Below are 19,548 nucleotides of genomic sequence, written 5' to 3' on the forward strand. Positions count from 1 at the left end.
TGCCGGGCATGCTGGCGGGCGTGGGTGACACGTTGATGCGGCGGTGGCTGGCCGAGGACTTCGGTCTGGATGTGGTGGAACTCTCACCGGTGGCCCACGGGGCGGACATCGCCGCGCAGGTGTGGAAGGCGAGTACGGCGACCAACACGTACGCCGTGAAGTGGAGCGGCGCCGGCACGAACACCGGCCACCAGGTGGCGGCGTTCCTGGCGGACAGCGGGCTGCCGGGTGTGCCGGAGATGATCCGTACGACGGACAGCGGCCTGTGGAGCGTCCACGCGAAGAAGCGGCTCACGATCACGCCGTGGATCAATGGCGTACGCGCGGCCGAGACCGGGCTGACGAAGGAGCAGTGGACGGCGTACGGCGTACTCCTCCGGCGGGTCCATGACTCCGAGCCGCCGCCCAGGCTGCGGGATGCGCTGCCCAAGCACAGTCACATCGACGCGCGGATCCCAGCGATCGCCGAGAAGCTGCAGACGCGGCTCGCCACGCAGGCGCCGGAGGACGAGGTCGAGGAGGAACTGGGGGCGGTCTGGAAGGAGCACGAGGACACGATCACGCACCTGCTGACCGCGCGGCCCCCGGAGCCGGCCGGTCCCCGGGTGATCTGCCACGGCGACCCGCATCTCGGCAACGTCCTCGTCGACGACGACCTGCACCTGATCGATTGGGACGACGTGATCCTCGCGCCGCGTGAGCAGGACCTGATGTTCATGCTCGGCGGCATGGGCGACGTCGGCCCAACCCGCCCCGAACACCTCGAGGCGTTCCTCACCGGCTACGGACCCCACACCATCGACGACGACGCGGTTCGTTACTACCGCCACGTCCGAGCCTTCGAAGACGTCTTCGGCTGGGCCGACCAGGCGATCACCGGCCCCGACAACGCCTACGCCCTCCAAGTAACCAAAGGCATCCTCACCAAGGGCCTGGCCGCTCTCGCGATGAGCTAGGCGTGGCGGAGCCAGACGTTGGGTTCTGTGTAGAGGCCTTGGTCGGTGGTGTGGTTGATGTCGAGCGTTGTCAGGCCGGCGGGGATTGTGTAGGTGCCGGAGGAGGGGAAGGGCATCTTGGTCCACTTCTCCCAGTCGGCGACGGTGCCGGTCATGGTTTGGGACGCGGTCGCCGGCGCCAACAGTTGAGCGCCCAGGCGGACGTGGGTGCGGAGCCAGGGGTCGAGGGGGAGGCCGTCTTCGCGGGTCCAGGTCATGAAGGTTTCGATGGGGGTCAGCGGATAGCTCGACTTCAGCGCCGGGCGGACCGGGGCGATCACCTGAGCGAGGCCGCCGGCGACCGCGCGGTCTCGGACGGAGGTGATGACCCGGCCGGCGTGGCCGCGGCCCTGTTCGTCGGAGCGTACGGCGGCCGCCATCAGCACGAAGGTGTTCGGTACGACGCCCTCCTCGTACCCGAGAACCGAGCGCACCAGAGAATCCGTGAACCCACCAGGAAGACCCTCGACGGTCCGTCCCACACGAGCGGCACACCCCAGCACCCTGCGATGAGCCGCTCGTCGTCGGACACCAGATAGAACTCCCACTCCGGGAAGTACTCCTGCCGCCGATCGATGTACTTCCGCACCTCCAGGTCGTGGAAGATGAACTCCGGCCACTCCTCCGCGAAGCGCTGTTCGGCTTCCTCGTCGTACTGCGGCGCCTGTGCGACCGGAATCAGCTCATACATGCTCTGCACGCTAGCCCGCAGGCGGGGCACCGGCGACGGATTAATGCCGGGCAGCGATCCACCTGGCGACCTGGGTGCCCAGGATCTCGCCGTCGTCCATGGAGTGGCGGAAGTGCAGACCGGAGACGATGCGGGCTTCGCGTACGTCGCTGCGTACGGCGGACAGGTCCGGGTACACCCGAGTGGTGTTGGTGACCACGCTGCTCATCACCACACGCAGGTTGCCGGTGTGGAAGAACGCCTGCAGCGCACGGGCCGCGCCGGCGGTGAAGCAGGCATGGCCGGACGGGTACTCCGGGTGGTTGACGTTCAGCAGGGACTGCCAGGTCGGGTCAGCCTGCGTACGCGGGTTGCCGTCCGTGTCCGCGCGCTGGATGGCGTGCACCGGTCGCCAGGACAGGTAGTGGAACTTGGCGTCCCAGCACGCGATCACCGAGTCACCAGCGGACACGTGCACTAGCGCGAGCATTTGCGCTGCCGTGGACAGGGAGAGGTGTCGATCAGCCGCCAGCTGCAGCAGCGCCCTGCTCCACTGCTGAGCAGTCTGCTCCGACCAGAACATCGCCGCCTCGGTCTGCTTGGCGGTGCGCGTCGTACTGTCCTTGCGGCCGAGTGAGGCCACCTCGGCAACGTCACGCGCGTAGCGCTTGCTGGTCAACGCGTCAGGACCGTCGGGCCGGAACTGCGCTCGAGAGCGCAGAGCCAGCGGTCGGACCTTCGTGAGGACGATGTCCACAGGAGGCGTCGGACCAGTCGGCTCCCATACTCCCGGCCCTGGTGTGGGCTGCTTGTACGGCACTGTGTTGCCCAACCCGTCTCCCGCACGCCACGCGAGTACGGCGGCCGCCACCGACCGGCCCAGCGTGATCCCGCGAGTTTTCGCTCGCCCGTTCGGCACACCAGCCAGGTAGTCGGCGTACGTCCCGTCCAGCCCCGGCGCGGGCACCCGAGCCCGGAGTACGTCGTACGTCGCGGTGGCGACCGCAGCTGCGGCAGACGCCGCCCGATCTGGTCGTACGGCGAACCGGAACGGCCGCCCTTGTCCCAGCCCGGCCACGGTGTCGGCGATCGCAATGTGCACAATCCCCAGCAGCACCTCGGAACTGGCTGGTGGGCGCCCGGCCACGATCGTCTGGGTGGCAATCCGGCTCCAGTCGAGCACCGGCGCGGCGCTCGCAGAGGCAGCGGCGCTCGCTGGACCAGACGCCACCGACGGCACTGGCGACACACCAGCGGCAGTGAGTGCCAGCGCCCCGACGATCAGCAGCGTGGCCGGACGAAACAGCGACCTCATGACGTTCCCCCTCGAACAACGGAACAGCACGACGCCGCCCCCACCACCGCCACCATCACCGCGCCGGACCGCCTGCGGCCATACGACGTTCGACGTATTCGCAAACCGCCGGACCAGGCCTAGCCTGACGGGAGGGGAGGGGCACGTCATGGGGAGCCAGCTGACCGTCACCGAACGAGACCTGCGCCAACTGCTGGACGTCGTCGAACGAGGTCGGGAGGCCGACCCCGAGGAGTACTTCCCGCGCGGTCTGCTGCGCGCACTGGCCGACCTGATCCCGGCCGAGGACATCACGTTCCAGCGCAGCCGCCCGCTGGAACGCGAGATCGTCGGGCTCGAGGAGGTGACCGGCGAGACCGTCGAGCTCGACGGCGACTGGGAGGAGCTGTTCTGGCGGTCGTACTGGGAGGGCGAGGCGTGCAGCCGGCCGCAGCGCACCGGCGACTACGACACCGTCTGGAAGGTGTCGGACTACCTGCCCGGGCGCAAACTGGCGAACTCGATCGTCGGCGAGTGGTTCCGCCTCTGTGGCATCCGCCATGAGATGACCGTCCCGTTGCCCGTCCGCGGTGCGGAGGACCGTCGCCTGCTGCTGTTCCGCGCCTCCGGCCGCGACTTCACCGAACGCGAACGGCTGTTGCTCACGATGCTCCGGCCTCACATCGTCGAGATCGGCCGCGCCCACGAACGCCGTCGGGCCGGCGTACCGGACCTGACCAGCCGGCAGTTGCAACTGCTCCGCCTGGTCGCCGACGGGCACAGCAACACCCAGATCGCGCACCGGCTATTTGTTGCCGAGGGCACCGTTCGCAAGCATCTGGAGAACATCTACGAACGGCTCGGCGTGACCAGCCGGACCGCGGGGGTCGCGACGGCCTTTCCCGCCACCCACTCCGCCTAGCCGGTCGGCCCCGCCGTACGCACGGCCCGCGGAGAGCTGCCGAGTTCGCGGCGGCACGTCTTGTTGAAGGCCTGGAGATCGGGGATGCCGACCGAGGCGGCGACGGCCGGGATCGACAGGGTCGAGGAGACCAGGAGATGGCGGGCGCGGCCCATCCGGCGGCCGCGGATGTAGGCGATGACGGATTGCCCGGTCTCGGCCTGGAACAGCCGGGTCAGGTGGTTGTGCGAGACGCCGGCGAGGCGGGCCAGCGTGGGGACGGTGAGCGGTTGGGCGAGGTTGGCCTCGATGTAGGCGATGGCGGTGGCGACCGCCGGGTGGCGAGAGTCGCCCTCGGTGGTCGCGGCGGTCAGATCGACGATGCGCCACAACGCGGTCCACACCTCGGCCGTCGTACGCGACGATCCTGACGGCGACGCCTCGACGGCCCGGCGCAGCAGGTCCGACAGCATCGGCGCGGCCGCGCCCGCGTCCTGTACGACGGGGAGGTACGACGGCTCGCCCGCCACGACCGGCCGGAAGTGGGCATACAGGTGCTCGGACCGTCCCCGATAGTCGAACTGCACTTGCGACCCGGCCGGCGTCAGCGAGACGTACCCGGCCGCCACGGAGTACGTCGTACCCGCGACGGTCAGGTCGGCGGAGTACGAGTACAGATGCAACTGCCACAGGTCCGGCAGCCGGAACACATCTCGCAGGCTGCGCACCCCGTGGATGCCCACCCCGACGTTCACCACCTCCGGCGGCTCGGCCAGGTGCAGTTCGATCATGGTGAGAAATTACCACCATTGGTGAACACAACCAACGCGTTGCAACGTGGAAAGAATCTAACCTGGTGGAGTAGTTACCACTACCCCCGAGAGGGAGTCTCATGCCCCACCCGCATCAGAAGAACCTGCTCACCTCGGTTCAGATGGCGCATTTCGTGGCCACCGGGTCGTTCCGGATGGACGCCGTCGTTCCCGACGAGATGAACCAGCAGGCGCTCGAGGTCCTGAAGGCCGGCATCCCCGGCGTCCCGTACGGCACTCCGCTGTCGGAGGCGTTCGTGGACAGCGAGTTCGTCCAGCGGCTGGTGCAGCTGCCGGAGGTCGCCGGTGCGATCCACAGCCTGGTCGGACCGGAGCCGACCGTCGACCACCACGCCGTCCACATCCGCAAGGCGAACGAGGGCGAGGCGCAGAACCTGCACGGTGACGCGATCATCGACGTCCGCCCGGACGCGTTCGACGTACAGCTGATGTATTACCCGCAGGACGTGACGCTCGAGATGGGCGGCACGCTCAGCGTGCCCGGCAGCCACCTGCGCCGCACCAACGAGTCCGACACCGGCCGCTACCAGAACCTGCTCGGCCAGACCCGGCTGGTCTGCCCGGCCGGCACCGTGCAGCTCCTGCACCACGGCATCTGGCACGGCGGCCGCAAGAACGACAGCGCCATCGACCGGTACATGTTCAAGATCCGGTTCAACCCGACCGTCCGCCAGGTCCGGCTCTGGAACCTCGAGGACCTGTACGACCCGGAGGTCGCACGCGAGCTGGACCAGTCGTTCCCCTGGTACGAGAACGCCACCGGCCGGCTGGAGAAGTACAACCGGATCAAGCTGTGGCAGGCGCTCACCGGCGACGACACCTTCGACCCGGAGTTCTGGGTCACCCGGGTGTCGAACCGCCCGCAACGGGTGGTCGCCCAGCGCAGCATGAACCCGCACGCCACCAAGAAGGAGATGGCATGACCGCCACCAGTGCTGCCCCCGCCGAGACCGGTCAGCAGACGGTCCGCCAGCAGGTCCTGGTCCTCTACCTGGCGTCCTCCGCGCTGGACGCCCGAGTCGTCGGCTGGTCGACGTACGACGGGACCGGTGCGACCCACCCGACCACGGGTGACAGCGACGTCCCGCCGTACGCGACCGGTCTGGATGCCCTGAAGGACGGCTGGCGCCTCTTCCAGGCCGCCCAGCTCCTGCCGCCGTTCCCGGGACACGAGTACGACGTCTCGTTCCTCAAGCACGAGTTCTTCTTCGAGAAGCTCGTCACGGTGTGAACAAGCCGTGCTGCATCGCGAACAGCGCGGCACCGGCTCGGGTGGACACGCCGAGCTTGCCGTAGATGTGCTGGACGTGATGCTCAGCGGTACGGCGTGACACCACCAGCTCGCGCGCGATCTCCGCATTGGACGAGCCACGTGCGAGCAGACGCAGTACGTCGACCTCCCGCTCGGTGAGGCCGGCCGGACGGCTCATGCGGCCGGGCACCTGGTGCCCGGCCGCTCCGAGCACAGCCTTCACGCAGTCGGCATCCAGCCTGCCGGCCGCAGCCTCGGCCAGGACGATCTCCGCAGCCCTCTCCGGTGAGTGCGCGGCCCGGTGCGGCCGCTCCTGGGTCAGTGCCTGATAGCAATCGGCCGCAGCGAGGATCCGGGCCGCAGTGGACAGCTCGCCGCCCTTGACCTGGCGTGGATAGCCGGTGCCGTCGATCCTCTCGTGGTGGAGAGCGGCCAGTGCGGCGACCGGCTCGAGTACTGCGGACCGCGCCAGGATCCGCTCGGACCGGTACGGGTGCAGGCGCACCTGCTCCCAGTCGGCACGGCGCAACTCACCAGGGCGTTCCCAGACGCTTGTCGGCACGGCCACGCGCCCGAGGTCGTGCAGGAGCGCTGCCCGTCGCAGGGTTGCCCGGTCGGCGTCATCCAGATGCATCAGCCGCGCGGCCTCGTCAGCAAGCGTGGCCACTCCGGTCGAGTGACCGAACAGGTACGGCGACTTGAGGTCGACGAAGTACGCGAAGGTCCGGGCCACGTCGTCGAGCTGGTCCGGGCGGATCAGTGACCAGGGGCGTGGCTCGGTGTCCAGAGTCTCTTGCCACACGTCGATTTCGGCGAGGTCGGCCAGCAGGGAGTCGTCGTACGCGGCAACCACCTCCGGGTCGAGCCAGGTGCCTTGGCGCCGAGTGAGCGTTGCCTGGACCGGCTCGCCCAGACTGTGGAAGATGACGGCCTGGGTCGCCACCTCCGCGATCCGGGTGGCGATGTGGATCTCGGTAGCGGCCAGTCCCTTCGGCGTACCTGTGCCGTCCCAGCGCTCCAGGTTTTGGTAGAGCGCTTCGGTCACGGACGGGCCGAGACCCAGGCGGTCGGCGAGCATGCTGCCGACCTCGCAGATCGCCCGCAGAATGTCGTCCTCGCCGGCGCTGAGGGTGCGGGCGACGTACTGGAGGCGGCGGATGCCCGCGCCCTGGCCGATCTGCCGAAGGACTCTGAGTGACTCGCGGCGGTTGGCCACATCGGTGCGCTCGGCGAGCGGACGGAGTTCGCCCGCCCGCGGGCCCATCCGGTGTGCCTCCTCGTGTGTTGTGGCAGTGCAGCCGAGGTGGCGCAGCAGTGTCGCGTAGTAGACCGTGCGCTGGTCGTCGACGCCGAGCCTGTCCGCAAGCCGGGTGGCGACCAGGCAACTGCGGATGGACTTCTCCGGAGCCTCCGCCATCGCGAGGTCGAGAGTGACCGACAGCGCGCAGAGGAGCTCGGCGAGTCGCAGATCGTCCTCCGCCATGGCGCACCTCCCCCGGTCCCCTCGGAGCATTCCGCGCGGAGATGGGCAGAACTACCGATGCTCCGCGCGAGCCCGCATGGCCATTGTGGGCCTGACTGGAGGAGATGCCATGAGTACAGCGACTTCCGCCGTCCCTCGACTCGTCACACCGCAGTTCGTCGTCCTCGGTGCGGCCGGGTTGGCCTACTTCCTTGCCGAGGGGATGCTCGTGCCGGCCGTGCCTCGGTACGTGGCCGGCGAACTTACCAGCGGTAACATCGCGGTCGGGCTGGTGGTCGCGGCGTTCAGCCTGTCCGCGCTGGTACTGCGTCCGTGGGCCGGACGACTGGTGGATCGGCGCGGCCGGTCGATCGCGATGGTCGGCGGCGGCATCATCTTCGCCGGCTCGGTCGCCGCGTACGGCGTAACCGACTCGATCGGCGCACTCGCAGCGCTCCGGCTGCTCACCGGCGTCGGCGACGCGTTCTTCTTCGTCGGCGCCATCACGGCGATGAGTGACCTGGCGCCGCCAGAACGTCGCGGCGAGGCGATCAGCTTGTTCTCCCTCTCCCTGTACGCCGGGCTCGCGGTCGGCCCACCGATCGGTGAGGTGCTCGTCAACACGGCGGGCTTCACCACGGTCTGGATGGTCGCGGCGGGCTCGGCCGGTATCGGCGTACTGCTCGCCCTGTGTGTCGGCGAGACTCGCGCGCCGTCCGTTGAGACAAGCGCCGAGGCTGTCGGGCTCATCCCGCGGGCAGCCGTCGTACCTGCGCTCCTGCTGCTCGCGTTGGTGTGGGGCATGGCGGGTTTCCTCGCCTTCGTGCCGCTCTACGCGCTCGACCTCGGTCTGCCGAGTGCCGGATTCCTGCTCGGTGGGTTCGCCGGGATCGTCGTATTGATCCGGAGTGTGGGTGCTCGCATCCCCGACCGGTTGGGGGCCGGCCGGAGCGTCCGGATCTCGTTGCTCTGCGCCACAATCGGGCTGCTGGTCATGGGTGGGTGGCGGACGGTGCCAGGGTTGGTTGGAGGCACTGTGCTCTTGGGCGTCGGTGTTGCCCTCGGCACACCGGCGATCATGATGCTGGCGCTGCAACGAGCACCGGCGGCCGAACACGGCGCGATGATGGGGACCGTCAGCATGAGCATCGACCTGGCCGCTGGGCTTGGTCCGGCGAGCTTCGGGCTGGTCGCCGCCGCTTCCGGGCGCGGCACGGGCTTCCTCGCCGCGGCACTTCTCGCTGGCGCGGGCCTTGCGTTGGCCACCCTGCGTGCGCCTCGGAGGCCGTAGCATCGCGTGTCATGGCGCAGCAGACTCCCTACCTGGGGCCGCAGTACGGCGTACCACCGAAGCGGAGTCGGGGGCCGGTGGTGCTGGTGATTGTTCTGGGTCTGGTGCTGGTCGCGGTGCTGGCGACGGCGACGGTGCTGATCCTGCGCGGACGTGATGACAGGCCGACGGCCGCCGCTGGGAGCAAGCCGGCTGCGGCGGATTCGGTGCAGTTCCGTCCGGTGCTGTCCGCTGAGCCGCAAGCGTGCAACGGGCAGTCGAGTGGTCCGCAGGCGGAGGACATCCGGTGTGGTGCGGACGGGACTCGCTACACGCTCGGCAAGGTCGAGCTCGATGGCAGCCGGGTGTCGGAAGTGGAGGCCGCCCAGGGGCAGCCCGGACCGAACTGGATCGTCCAGCTGACCCTGGATACGGAGGGCGCGAAGCTGTTCAGTGCGCTCACGACGAAGCTGGCTGCGGGCGAACCGCCGCGCAACCAGCTCGCGATCGTGGTCGGCGACAAGGTGGTGAGCGCGCCGGTCGTCAGCGCGCCGATCACCGCCGGCAAGGTCCAGATCGCCGGCAACTTCACCCAGCAGGACGCCGAGAAACTAGCCGCCGACATCACCGGCTGACCCGGCCACCCCGCTCTCCGCCCACCGGGCCACCCCACCATCCGCCCACCGGGCGACCCCACCATCCGGCCACCGTGCCACCCGGCTAGCGGCCACCTGCTACCCGGCCAACGGCCGACGGCGGCCGCAGTGCGTCAGAACGGGAGGATGCAGACTGGCTTCGGCCAGGTGATTGCGGTGCCGTCGGCGGTCAGTCTGCCGTCGCCGTCGATCGCGAACGTCGCGATCGTGTCCGACTGCTCGTTCGCGGCGTACAACCGGCTCCCGTCGTTGCTGAAGGCAAGGTGTCGCGGCCAGTCCCCGCCGGACCCGATCGTCTGCACCAGTTCGACCGACAACCCATCACCAGCGATCGCGAACACCGCGATCGTGTTGTCGCCGCGGTTCGAGCCGTACAGGAACCGCCCGTCGGCCGAGATCAGCAGCTCAGCCGGGAAGTTCTCCCCCGGTGAGTCGGCCGGCCGCGTCGACGCGGTCTGCACGATCTGCAACTTGCCGCCGGCGTAGCTGCAGACGGTCAGCGTCGAGTCGAGCTCGTTGATCACGTACGCCGCCCCGGCGCGCGGGTGGAAGACCATGTGCCGCGGACCGGCGCCCGGGTGGATGCGGAGCCGATCGACCTCCTCCAACTGCCCGTCCGCGGTCAGCGTGGACGTGTAGACGGTGTCCGAGCCGAGGTCGACGTCGAAGGTGTACGTCCCGGACGGATCGAACACCACCTGGTGGGCATGCGGGCCCTCCTGGCGCTCCTGGTTCGGCCCGGTGCCCTCGCGCTGGAGGAACTGGGTCGCCGTACCGAGTGAGCCATCGGCACCGATCGGGTGGATCGCGAGCGAGCCCGAGGTGTAGTTGGCGGTCAGCAGGTAGCGCCCCGACGGGTCGATCTCCAGGTGGCAGGGGTCCTTGCCCTCGGTCGGCTGCGCGTTGAGCAACTCGAGCCCACCGTCGGGCTGGATCGCGAACGCGCTGACCCGGCCCTCGGCGCCTTCACTGGTCGCATAGAGGAACCGGCCGTCGGCGGACCTGACCAGGAACGACGGATCCGCGGTCGTCACCGCGAGCGCGATCGCCTCCAGCGGCCCGAACCCGATGCCGTCCCCACCGCCCGGCTGACTGGTGTAGCTCCCGACATAGATCCGCTCAGAAGTCATGCCCCCTACCCTGCCAGGTCCCGGTGGCTACGGCATCGTCCGGTCCAATCCGTAGAGCGCCGACCCCCAGCCCAGATCGGGGACGAGAACCTGCCAGCCCATCCGCTGGTAGAGCCTCGGCGCCGGGCGATCGTCGACGTACGTCGAGAGGAGCGCGTTCCGATGCGGGAGATCGGTCATCAGCGCGTTCATCAAGGCGGTCCCGAGCCCTTGGCGCTGCGCCTCGACCGCGACGGCGAGCTCCACGACCTCGAAGTGACCACCGATCCACTCGTCGGCAGCTCCGCCGGCACCGCCGCCGCGACCCGGTCCGGCCACCACTGCCCGCGCTGCCCGGTGAACCCGTACGCGAACCCGACGATCCTGCCGTCCGAACGGGCGGCAACGAGTTTGAAGTCGTCCCGTTCGGCGTGCACCGGAAGCTGCTCGGTCGCAAACCGCTCGGCGTCGGCCCGGTCCTCGTCGTACCCCGGGGCGCCGAAGGCGGAGACGAAAACCTCGGCCAGCTCGGGTGCGGCTTGAACGGCTTCGGCCGGGGCGAGTACTTCGATCACGTGGCTAGCCTATGCGGATGGACACCCAGGCGTTCCTCCAGCGAATCGGCCTCAGCGAGTACGACGGACCGCCGCGGCTGGAAGGTTTGTCCGAGCTGCACGAGGCGTTCGTCAGCCAGGTGCCGTACGAATCCGTGCAGTTCCAGCTGGCCCCGGGTGGACCGCTGGAGCCTGAGGAGTCGGCGAAGCGGATCATCGCGCGGGAGACCGGTGGGTACTGCTTCCAGCTGAACGGGACCTTGGCCCTCCTGCTCACCGAGCTCGGCTACCGCGTGCAGATGCACCGTGGTGGCGCGGAGACCCCGACCCGCGCGGGCGACGTCGACGCCAGCCACATGGTGCTCACGGTGAGCGGGCTGGTCGAGGATCCGGATCGGGTCTGGATTGCCGATGCCGGTCTCGGTGAGGCGCTGGTGCACCCGCTGCCGCTGGAGGAGGGCAGTGCGTATCAAGAGCCGTTCCAACTGCGCTTGCGTCGGTCCGAGAAGGTCGATGGCTGGCGGCTGGACCACGACCCGCGGGCCAACCTGATCGGCATGGACTTCGAGTCCGCCGCGGTCGGCCTGGACGCCTTCGCCGCCCAGCACGCGAACCTGTCGACCAACCCGGACTCTGCCTTCCGCCGGTTGGCCTCCGCGTTCCGCCGGAAGCCGTCGTCAGTCGTCGTACTGCGCTCTGTCGGCCTGTCCGAAACGTACGCCGACCGGATCGACACCACCGTCATCGAGAACCAGACCGACTACTTCGCCGTACTGGCGGACGTGTTCTTCCTCCCGCTCCCCCACTACACCCAGGCCGACCGCGACCAACTCTGGCGCCGGGTCTGGTCGCAGTACGAGGACTTCCTGGCGAAAACCAGCGGGTCGTGAGGATCACGATGGCGGTGTCACCGTCGGCGGCGCACTGATGCCCGGACCGCGCCTGGCAGGGAGGGGTCAGATGGCCAGGGAGAAGAGGGTGCTGGGGAGGATCGAGAGGACGGCGGCGGTGGCGGCGCAGAGGGCGATCATGGCGACGGCCGGGGACTCGATGTCGACCGAGAAGGGATCCTCGGCCGGGAGGCGGAAGAGTTCGGCGACCCAGCGGAGGTACACGGCCAGACCGATCATCACGTTGATCGCCATCACGATCGCGAGCCAGCCGAGGTGCGCGTCGATAACCGCCTGGAACGCGGCGAACTTCGTGAACAGACCGGCGAGACCCGGCGGCAGACCGGCCAGAACGACCAGGAAGAAGATCAACGCGCCGGCCAGCCCCGGCTCCGAGCGCACCATGCCGCGGTAGTCGGTCAGCAGCCCGCCCGGACGGTGCCGCTGGACGACCGCGACAGCTCCGAACGCCCCGACCGTGACGACCACGTACGCCGCCAGATACCCGACGACCGCCTGGGCGTCGCCGACCGCAAGCGGCGCGAGCAGGAAACCGACCTGACCGATCGACGACCACGCGAGCAGCCGCACCGCTTCCTGCTGACGCAGCGCGGCCAGGTTGCCGACCGTCATCGTCAACGCAGCCAGGATCGCAACCACGGTCCGCAACTCCGAGCCGCTCGGCGCAACCCCGGACGTCACCAGCACGAGCAGTCCCGCGACGCCGGCCGACTTCGACACCACTGCGAGGAAGGCGGTCACCTCAATCGGCGCACCGACGTACGTGTCGGGCAACCAGCCGTGGAACGGCACGGCCGCGATCTTGAACCCGAACCCGACGATCACGAACAGCCCGGCCGCGAACGCGACCCGGCGCAACTCCGGATCGAGGCCGGACAACCGGTTCGCGATGGTGGACAGGTACAGCGAACCGGTCACGCCGTACAGGTAGGAGATGCCGAACAGCATCACGGCGGTCGAGAGCACCGACACCAGGAACGCCTTCAGCGCACCCTCGGATCCACGTCGATCCCGGCGCAGGGCGACCATCGCGAAGCTCGGTAGCGACACGACCTCGAGCGCGATGACCACCGTGGCGAGGTCGCGCGCACCGGCGAGCACGGTCGCGCCGACCAGCGCACTGAGCAGCAGGAAGTGGTACTCACCAACCGGGATGTCCGCCGACAACAGCCGGTACGCCGACAGTCCGACGACGCCGAGTGCGCCGATCAGCAACACCGCCCACAACCCGGCGGTCAACGGCTCGAACACCAGGCTGCACTCGGCCGGCCCTTCCACCGCAGGACGGCAGAACGCAGGCTTGAAGTCGTCCCGCTGCGCCCAGACGAACACAAGCCCGAACAGGATCACGGCCACCGTCAGCAGTGTGACCACCGTGTGCCGCAGTTGCCCCGATGCGCTGCGCCAGAAGCTGTCGATCAGCAGCACGGCGACCGCTCCGACCGCGAGCACGAGCGGTACGGCGATGGCCTGCCAATCGGTCCAGGTCAGGGTCACAGGGTCCCCCACTGGTGCAGAAGGAGCCCGGGCCAGACCCCGAGCAGCACGGTCAGCGTGATCAGCGGCGCCCAGGTGATCAGCTCGATCCGGCTCAGGTCGACCGCGAACGCCGACGCCGGATTCTCGGCCGGGTCACCCTGGCACAAGTTCCGCACCAGCCGCAGGAAGTACGCCGCGGTCAGCACGGTGCCCAGGCCCGCGATCACCATGAAGACCAAGTAGGTTGTGCGAGGCAACGAGTCGGCCGGGCGGTAGGCGCCGAGCAGGACCAGCATCTCGCCCCAGAACCCGGCCAGCCCGGGCAACCCCAGCGACGCCAGGCAGGCGAACGTCAGCAACCCACCGATCCGCGGCAACCGCGCGTACAGCGCCCGCCCGATCGTCCGCAGATCGCTGGTGTCGTGCCGGTCCTTGATCGCACCGGCCAGGAAGAACAGCAGACCGGTGATGATCCCGTGCGCGATGTTCGCGAACAGCGCGCCGTGCAGACCGGCCTGCGAGAGCGTGGAGATGCCGAGCACGATGAACCCCATGTGCCCGACGCTCGAGTACGCGATCAGCCGCTTCACGTCGGTCTGCGCCAGGCACGCCAGCGACCCGGCGATGATCGCCACGGTCGCGAAGCCGGCCAGGTACGGCGCAATCGTCGCGGTCGCGTCCGGCAGCACCGGGACCAGAATCCGGATCAGGCCGTACGTCCCCAGCTTCAGCAGCACGCCCGCCAGCAGGACCGACCCGACCGTCGGCGCCTTCGCGTGCGCGTCCGGGAGCCAGATGTGCAGCGGCCACAACGGGACTTTGACCGCCAGGCCAACCGCGATCAGGACGGCCGCGGCCAATGGGACACCGTGTCCGCCGAGCACCGGGGAGTTGGTCAACCGGACGAGGTCGAACGTCCCCGCCTGCCGGTACACCAGCAGGAACCCGAGCAGCATCAGCGCCGACCCGAGCACCGTCATCAGCACGAACGTGTTCGCGGCGCGCTTCCGTCCGACCGGGTCGTGGTCGTCACCCCAGATGTCGATGACCAGCCACATCGGGATGAGCACGATCTCGAAGCAGACGAAGAACAGCACCAGGTCCATCGCCGAGAAGGCGCCGATCACGCCGGCCTCGATCACCAGCAGCAGCGCGATCAGCGACCGGGTCCGGCCGATCCGCGGCGTGATCTTCAACGAGTACAGGCAGCACACGAAGGTCAGCAGCGCGGTCAGCACGATCAGCGGCATCGAGATCGAGTCCACCGCGACGTGGAACCGTACGCCGAGCGCCGGTATCCACGGCACATCCGTCACGGCCTCCAGCGGCCGGCCGCTCTTACGCAGCATCTGGTCCTGCGAAGGGACGTAGGCGAACCACCCGCCGCTACGCGGCCAGAGCAGCAGCGACCCGATCAGCACGAGCCCCGAGATCACCGAGCCGTACATCGCCGCGAGCCGGTCACCGATCGAAGCCGGGATCGCCCACAACGCGAGCGCGGCGAGTATGGGCAGGGCCAGGATCCCCAGCAGGATCGCGCTCATGAGCTGATCACCCCGGCGAGCACCGCCAGCGCGACCACACCGATGACAGCCGCGGTCAGATAGGTCTGCACGTTCCCGGTCTGCAGCTTCCGGAACCCTTGCGACGCCAACGTCCCCGCACGTCCAGCTCCGCGCACGTAGCCCCCGATCACGTCCCGATCCCCCGCGACCGTCAGCTTCGCCAGCCACCGCACCGGCACGACGAACATCTCGTGGTACGCCGTGTCGACGCCGAACTCACGCTCGAGCACGACCGGCCGCGGATCCGCGCCGCGCGACCACAACGAATACGCCGGCAACGCGCCCAGCAGCACGAGGACGGTCGACACCGAGGCGATGACCCAGTCCAGGTGGACGCCGTCGACGTACCCGAGCGCGATCGAGGCGAACGCGAGCAGCACCAACGGCGCGAGCATCACCCACGGGGCGTCGCGCAGCTTGGAGGTGTCGGGCTCGTCGAGATCGGCCGTCGCGTTCTCGTCCTCGAAGGCACCGAGCGCCCCGGCGAGGGCCGGCGTCCGGAAGAACACCCACAGCCACATCCGCATGCAGTAGAACGCGGTGAACGCCGCAGTCACACACACCGATACCAGCACGATCCATCCAACGACCGAACCGTCCCGCGCGTGATGCCAGGCCGCCTCGATCACCGTGTCCTTGGAGAAGAACCCCGCGAACCCCGGCACACCGGCCAACGACGCGAGACCGATCGCCATCGTCACGAACGTGACCCGCAGCGCCTTCCGCAGCCGGCCGCGCCGGGTGTAGCGCCGCAGCACAACGAACGCCGCGCTGCCGACCTGATGCAGCAGCACCCCGGCGCAGAGGAAGAGCAACCCCTTGAACGCCGCGTGCGTGACCAGGTGGAACAACGCTGCGTGCCGGCCGTCCGCCGTACCCAGTGACAGAGCCGAGAACATGATCGCCAGTTGGCTCACGGTCGACCAGGCGAGCACCCGCTTCACCTCGACCGCGGCCATCGCGCACAGCGCGGCGAACAGCATCGTCACGCAGGCCACCACAGCCAGCACGGCCATCGTGGTCTCGGAGGCCGCGAACACGTCGTACAGGCGGGCGATCAGGAAGACGCCGGCGGCAACCATCGTGGCCGCGTGGATCAGCGCGCTGACCGGGCTCGGGCCGGGCATCGCGTCCGGAAGCCAGGTCTGCAACGGGACCTGGGCCGACTTGCCGACCACTCCGACCAGGAGCAGCAGGGTCCCGGTGGTCAGTACGCCGGGCGACATCGACGCCGGGTCGAGCTCGGAGATCCGGAAGGTGCCGGCTCCGAGGCCGAGGACGAAGATGCCGAACAGGAACCCGACGTCGCCGAGCCGGGTCATCAGGAACGCCTTGACCGCGCCGGAGCGAGCGTCGCGACGCTCCCAGTAGTGACCGATCAGCAGGTACGAGCAGGCGCCCATCACCTCCCACCCGATCAGCAGGAAGAACAGGCTGTCCGAGATCACCACGGTCACCATCGCCGCGGTGAACAGCGTCACGAGCGCGTGGTACGACGCCGGGCGCTGGTGCAGGTAGCCGAGCGAATAGACCTGGACGCAGGTCGCGATCACGCCGACGACCGCGAGCATCAGCACGGTCAGGTCGTCAGTGCGAACGGCGAAGCCGATGGTGAGGTCGCCGACGGACGAGTTGAGGAACGCGACTTGGTCCGGCGAGACGCCGTACAGGAGGGCGGCGGCCAGGATGACGAGCAGGGAGAAGCTGACACCGGCCACCCGCCAGGCGGTAGCGATCACGTCGCCGTGCCCTTCTCCTGCAACTCCGGCTGGGTGTCCTGTTCGGCCAGGTCTCGGGCCGCGTCGGCGTCGACGTGGCCGTGGCCGCGGAACAGCAGCAGCACGATCGCGAGCCCGAGGCCGATCTCGGCCGCGGCCAGCGTGATCACGAAGACCGCCAGCGTCTGGCCGGTGGCCAGTCCGTCGATGCGCCAGGCATCGAACGCGATGAGGTTCAGGTTCACCGCGTTGAGCGTCAGTTCGAACGACATCAGCAGGGTGATCGCGTTGCGCCGGGCCAGCACGCCGTACACCCCGATGCAGAACAGGACGACGGCGAGCAGCAGCGGGAGGATCAGCGGCACGTCAGTCCTCCTTCGCCTTCTTGCGCTGGGACAGGGCGATGGCACCGATCAGGGCCGCCAGCAACAGCACCGACAGCACCTCGAACGGCAGCACCCAGGTTTTGAAGATCGCCGTGCCCACATCGGTGGCGGATCCGGCCGGCACCGGGTCGATCTTCTCGTTGCCAAAGGCAATTACAACACCGGTGCCGAGCAGCACGGCCAGTACGCCGGCGACCACCGCGGCGAACGGGCTGCGGCCGGTGGTCAGGTTGGGCAGCGGATTCGTCGGCGCGCGGGTCAGCATCAGGGCGAACAGCACGAGTACGACGATCGCTCCGACGTACACGAGGATCTGGACCAGGGCGACGAACTCGGCATGCAGGGCACCGAAGCAGCCGGCGACCGCGCCGAGGGCGACGACCAGCCAGAGGGCGGCGTGCACGATCCGGCGGGAGGTCACCACGAGGACAGCCGCAACGACCGCCACCGCGCCGGCGACGGCGAAGAGAGCAGTGGTCACTCCTGGCTCCCTGCTTCGGAACTCCCTGCTTCGATGGTCCCTGCTTCGTTGTTCGCTGCCTCGGTGACGGTCGGGCCGGGGTCGATGGGCTGCGGCGCGGGGACCGTCCACATCCAGTCCCGGAGCCGCTCCTTCTCGTGGGTCAGGTTGCGGATGTCGGTCTCGGCGTACTCGAACTCCGGCGACCAGAACAGCGCGTCGAACGGGCAGGCCTCGATGCAGATCCCGCAGTACATGCACAGGCTGAAGTCGATCGCGAACCGGTCCAGCACGTTCCGGCTGCGCTCCCGGGCCTGCTCACCGACCGACGGCGCGGTCTCGGTGTGCGAGTCGATGTAGATGCACCAGCTCGGGCACTCGCGGGCACACAGCATGCAGGAGGTGCAGTTCTCCTCCAGCAGCGCGATCACCCCGCGACTGCGCGGCGGCAGCTCCGGCTGGACATCCGGGTACTGCTCGGTGACGGACCGGCGGGCCAGCGTCTTCGCGGTGACCTTCAGCCCCTCGATCAACCCCTTGCCAAGAACACCCACGCCTCCTCCTCCGTCAATACCGCCCTTGCTAGCAGGACACTAGTCGGTTCCGCGCCGTCCCGGTGCCGACGCGGCGGTCAGACGACCTCGATCGTGACACCCATCGCATTCGCGGCCAGCGCCGTCAGGTCCTGCTTGTCGCTCGTGATGATCAGCCCGCGGGGCTCCGCAAGCGCGACCAGGGCAGCTTCGACCGCGGAGCCGCGGCCCGCCAGGGTGCGCAGCCTCGCCGCCCGGCGAGCCGCGGACTCGCTGAGAATCGTCGTGACGTCACACCCCTTCAGGAACATGTGCGTCCGCGCATCCTTCTGTGGATGGCCGGTCAGGCACTCCACCAGAACCACTGACGGGACCCGAGGTGGCCACAGGTCCTCGCTGCCGAAGACCGCCATCACCGCTCTGGCGTAATCCGCCGAGGCGTCCGCGAAGTAGCTGACCGCGCCACTGTCCAGGATCAAGCCGGGCATGCCTCAACTCGCCTTCGGAGCGCGGTCGCTCGGCTGTGCGGCCTCGTTCTCTTGCACCGGCGGATGCAGGTGTGCCTTCACCCGGGCCGCGAGGGCCTCGGCCTCGGCGGTCGCCTCCGGTGACGGTTCGCCGTACTCGCCGATCATCTCCTCGAGGAACTCGCCCGCGGCATAGATCTGATCCTCCCGGCGGATCTCGGCGCGGATCGCTCGCTGGAGCAGCTCCGACGCCGGAAGCTTCCGGGCTTTCACCTCCGCGTAGAGGTCGTCGGGGAGGTAGATCTGCATGCGGGGCATGCGCCTAACTATACACACATCGGGGTGGTCAGAGTTCGCGTTCGAGGCGGGCTGCGACCTGGCGGTAGCGGCTGACGGGGATGAGGTGTACGCCGTCGAAGGCGCCGGAGTCGCGGATGCTCAGGATCAGTTCGCAGGCGTGATCGACACCGGCGTCCTGGTCCCGCTCGACCGCGTCGATCAGCGTTTCGGGAATGGTGAGTTGTGGGAGTGCGGCCAGATTGTGGGCCATCTTGGCGCTCGCCAGCACCATCACCCCGGCGTACACGGGGATGTCGAGGCTGACGCTGTCTCGCCAGCGGAGGAGTTCGTCGAGGTCGTAGCTGACCTGGACGTACAGGAAGTCCGCCTCGGCCTTCCACCGCGGCACCGCCCGCAGCCGCGTCGCCGCCCCGACCTGGAACTGGTTGCAGCCCGGGTACGACGTCTCGCGCGCCTGCTCGATCATCGTCCGAACCGTCAACTGACTGGTCCGCGCGCCCTCGGCCGGGTCGTCCCCGTGCACGAACAGGAACTGCTCCACGCCGTACGCCGCCGCGGTCAGCAGATCCCGCCGGAAACCGAGGAGGTTCCGGTCGCGCGAGTTCAGGCAGGCGATCCCGCGCGACCCCATCGCCTGCACCTCGTTCGCCACCGCCACACTCGACACGGTCGCCCGCCCGATGTGATTGTCCGGGATCAGAAACGCGTCCGCGATCGGACTCATCACCCCGAT

General features: G+C 68.9%; 23 protein-coding genes and 1 pseudogene. 7 read left to right on the top strand and 17 right to left on the bottom strand.

Annotated features, from left to right (window positions below; translation table 11 throughout):
• Window positions 1-20: 20 nt before the first annotated feature.
• A complete protein-coding gene (locus E0H73_RS26595) occupies window positions 21-956 on the top strand; it encodes a phosphotransferase enzyme family protein (protein ID WP_165555819.1) in 936 nt (311 codons plus the stop codon).
• Here E0H73_RS26595 and E0H73_RS47365 read toward each other — a convergent pair.
• The 3 genes from E0H73_RS47365 to E0H73_RS26605 are packed head-to-tail and all read right to left on the bottom strand — an operon-like array spanning window position 953 to window position 2,980.
• On the bottom strand, window positions 953-1,429 hold the full coding sequence (locus tag E0H73_RS47365) for a hypothetical protein (protein ID WP_238164262.1): 477 nt from the start codon (window positions 1,427-1,429) through the stop codon (window positions 953-955). The two genes, E0H73_RS26595 and E0H73_RS47365, sit on opposite strands and share 4 nt — an antisense overlap.
• A complete protein-coding gene (locus tag E0H73_RS47370) occupies window positions 1,375-1,686 on the bottom strand; it encodes a hypothetical protein (RefSeq protein WP_238164263.1) in 312 nt (103 codons plus the stop codon). Before E0H73_RS47370 ends, E0H73_RS47365 begins: the two co-directional genes overlap by 55 nt.
• 40 nt (window positions 1,687-1,726) lie before the next feature.
• Window positions 1,727-2,980, bottom strand: a complete 1,254-nt coding sequence (locus E0H73_RS26605) for a vanadium-dependent haloperoxidase (RefSeq protein ID WP_131361204.1) — start codon at window positions 2,978-2,980, stop codon at window positions 1,727-1,729.
• Window positions 2,981-3,128: 148 nt separating this feature from the next.
• On the opposite strand from E0H73_RS26605, the gene E0H73_RS46640 reads away from it, so the two are divergent.
• Entirely contained in the window at window positions 3,129-3,881 is a 753-nt protein-coding gene (locus E0H73_RS46640; protein WP_202867568.1) for a helix-turn-helix transcriptional regulator, read from the top strand.
• Here E0H73_RS46640 and E0H73_RS26615 read toward each other — a convergent pair.
• Window positions 3,878-4,651, bottom strand: a complete 774-nt coding sequence (locus tag E0H73_RS26615) for an AraC family transcriptional regulator (RefSeq protein ID WP_131361206.1) — start codon at window positions 4,649-4,651, stop codon at window positions 3,878-3,880. The genes E0H73_RS46640 and E0H73_RS26615 overlap by 4 nt on opposite strands.
• Window positions 4,652-4,752: 101 nt before the next feature.
• Between E0H73_RS26615 and E0H73_RS26620 the strand changes: the two genes are divergently transcribed.
• Both E0H73_RS26620 and E0H73_RS26625 read left to right on the top strand, forming a co-directional pair.
• Complete coding sequence (locus E0H73_RS26620) at window positions 4,753-5,616, top strand: phytanoyl-CoA dioxygenase family protein (protein WP_202867569.1); 864 nt, start codon at window positions 4,753-4,755, stop codon at window positions 5,614-5,616.
• Window positions 5,613-5,924 (top strand): hypothetical protein, encoded by a 312-nt coding sequence (locus E0H73_RS26625; RefSeq protein ID WP_131361208.1) that lies wholly within the window; start codon window positions 5,613-5,615, stop codon window positions 5,922-5,924. The genes E0H73_RS26620 and E0H73_RS26625 overlap by 4 nt, the downstream gene beginning before the upstream one ends.
• Here E0H73_RS26625 and E0H73_RS26630 read toward each other — a convergent pair.
• On the bottom strand, window positions 5,914-7,428 hold the full coding sequence (locus tag E0H73_RS26630; RefSeq protein WP_131361210.1) for an HD domain-containing phosphohydrolase: 1,515 nt from the start codon (window positions 7,426-7,428) through the stop codon (window positions 5,914-5,916). The genes E0H73_RS26625 and E0H73_RS26630 overlap by 11 nt on opposite strands.
• 109 nt (window positions 7,429-7,537) lie before the next feature.
• Here E0H73_RS26630 and E0H73_RS26635 point away from each other — a divergent pair, with 109 nt between their 5' ends.
• The gene (locus E0H73_RS26635; protein WP_165555820.1) at window positions 7,538-8,698 is read left to right on the top strand and encodes an MFS transporter; all 1,161 of its coding nucleotides are present in this window, start codon (window positions 7,538-7,540) and stop codon (window positions 8,696-8,698) included.
• Between the two features lie 11 nt (window positions 8,699-8,709).
• A complete protein-coding gene (locus E0H73_RS26640; protein WP_165555821.1) occupies window positions 8,710-9,312 on the top strand; it encodes a SecDF P1 head subdomain-containing protein in 603 nt (200 codons plus the stop codon).
• Window positions 9,313-9,446: 134 nt separating this feature from the next.
• Here E0H73_RS26640 and E0H73_RS26645 read toward each other — a convergent pair whose 3' ends face one another.
• The 3 genes from E0H73_RS26645 to E0H73_RS46020 are packed head-to-tail and all read right to left on the bottom strand — an operon-like array spanning window position 9,447 to window position 11,017.
• A complete protein-coding gene (locus E0H73_RS26645; protein ID WP_131361216.1) occupies window positions 9,447-10,463 on the bottom strand; it encodes a lactonase family protein in 1,017 nt (338 codons plus the stop codon).
• Between the two features lie 27 nt (window positions 10,464-10,490).
• Window positions 10,491-10,709, bottom strand: coding sequence for a GNAT family N-acetyltransferase (locus E0H73_RS26650; protein WP_165555822.1), 219 nt, complete (start codon window positions 10,707-10,709; stop codon window positions 10,491-10,493).
• Window positions 10,655-11,017, bottom strand: a complete 363-nt coding sequence (locus tag E0H73_RS46020) for a hypothetical protein (RefSeq protein WP_165555823.1) — start codon at window positions 11,015-11,017, stop codon at window positions 10,655-10,657. Before E0H73_RS46020 ends, E0H73_RS26650 begins: the two co-directional genes overlap by 55 nt.
• A 17-nt stretch (window positions 11,018-11,034) precedes the next feature.
• Between E0H73_RS46020 and E0H73_RS26655 the strand changes: the two genes are divergently transcribed.
• Entirely contained in the window at window positions 11,035-11,886 is an 852-nt protein-coding gene (locus tag E0H73_RS26655; protein WP_165555824.1) for an arylamine N-acetyltransferase family protein, read from the top strand.
• A 66-nt stretch (window positions 11,887-11,952) separates the two neighbouring features.
• Here E0H73_RS26655 and E0H73_RS26660 read toward each other — a convergent pair whose 3' ends face one another.
• From E0H73_RS26660 to E0H73_RS26700, 9 genes and pseudogenes are all read right to left on the bottom strand, one after another.
• Window positions 11,953-13,404, bottom strand: coding sequence for an NADH-quinone oxidoreductase subunit N (locus E0H73_RS26660; RefSeq protein ID WP_131361222.1), 1,452 nt, complete (start codon window positions 13,402-13,404; stop codon window positions 11,953-11,955).
• On the bottom strand, window positions 13,401-14,930 hold the full coding sequence (locus E0H73_RS26665; protein WP_131361224.1) for a complex I subunit 4 family protein: 1,530 nt from the start codon (window positions 14,928-14,930) through the stop codon (window positions 13,401-13,403). The genes E0H73_RS26660 and E0H73_RS26665 overlap by 4 nt, the downstream gene beginning before the upstream one ends.
• Entirely contained in the window at window positions 14,927-16,690 is a 1,764-nt protein-coding gene (locus E0H73_RS26670; RefSeq protein ID WP_131361226.1) for an NADH-quinone oxidoreductase subunit 5 family protein, read from the bottom strand. The genes E0H73_RS26665 and E0H73_RS26670 overlap by 4 nt, the downstream gene beginning before the upstream one ends.
• Window positions 16,687-17,034 carry an NADH-quinone oxidoreductase subunit NuoK gene (gene nuoK / locus E0H73_RS26675; RefSeq protein WP_131361228.1) on the bottom strand — a complete coding sequence of 116 codons (348 nt, stop codon included), beginning with the start codon at window positions 17,032-17,034 and terminating at the stop codon, window positions 16,687-16,689. Before nuoK ends, E0H73_RS26670 begins: the two co-directional genes overlap by 4 nt.
• Before the next feature lies 1 nt (window position 17,035).
• Window positions 17,036-17,536: an NADH-quinone oxidoreductase subunit J family protein gene (locus E0H73_RS26680; RefSeq protein WP_131361230.1), complete on the bottom strand. Its 501-nt coding sequence runs from the start codon at window positions 17,534-17,536 to the stop codon at window positions 17,036-17,038.
• A gap of 182 nt (window positions 17,537-17,718) precedes the next feature.
• Window positions 17,719-17,910 (bottom strand): annotated as a pseudogene (locus tag E0H73_RS47375) (4Fe-4S binding protein); the annotation flags it as partial.
• Window positions 17,911-18,146: 236 nt separating this feature from the next.
• Window positions 18,147-18,536 (bottom strand): hypothetical protein, encoded by a 390-nt coding sequence (locus tag E0H73_RS26690; RefSeq protein ID WP_131361232.1) that lies wholly within the window; start codon window positions 18,534-18,536, stop codon window positions 18,147-18,149.
• A gap of 3 nt (window positions 18,537-18,539) precedes the next feature.
• Window positions 18,540-18,833, bottom strand: coding sequence for a hypothetical protein (locus E0H73_RS26695; RefSeq protein WP_131361234.1), 294 nt, complete (start codon window positions 18,831-18,833; stop codon window positions 18,540-18,542).
• A 28-nt stretch (window positions 18,834-18,861) separates the two neighbouring features.
• Window positions 18,862-19,539 carry a methylenetetrahydrofolate reductase gene (locus E0H73_RS26700; protein WP_238164266.1) on the bottom strand — a complete coding sequence of 226 codons (678 nt, stop codon included), beginning with the start codon at window positions 19,537-19,539 and terminating at the stop codon, window positions 18,862-18,864.
• Between the last annotated feature and the right edge of the window lie 9 nt (window positions 19,540-19,548).

Origin of the sequence: Kribbella pittospori, assembly GCF_004331465.1 — a bacterium.
GTDB classification, from domain to species: Bacteria; Actinomycetota; Actinomycetes; order Propionibacteriales; family Kribbellaceae; genus Kribbella; species Kribbella pittospori.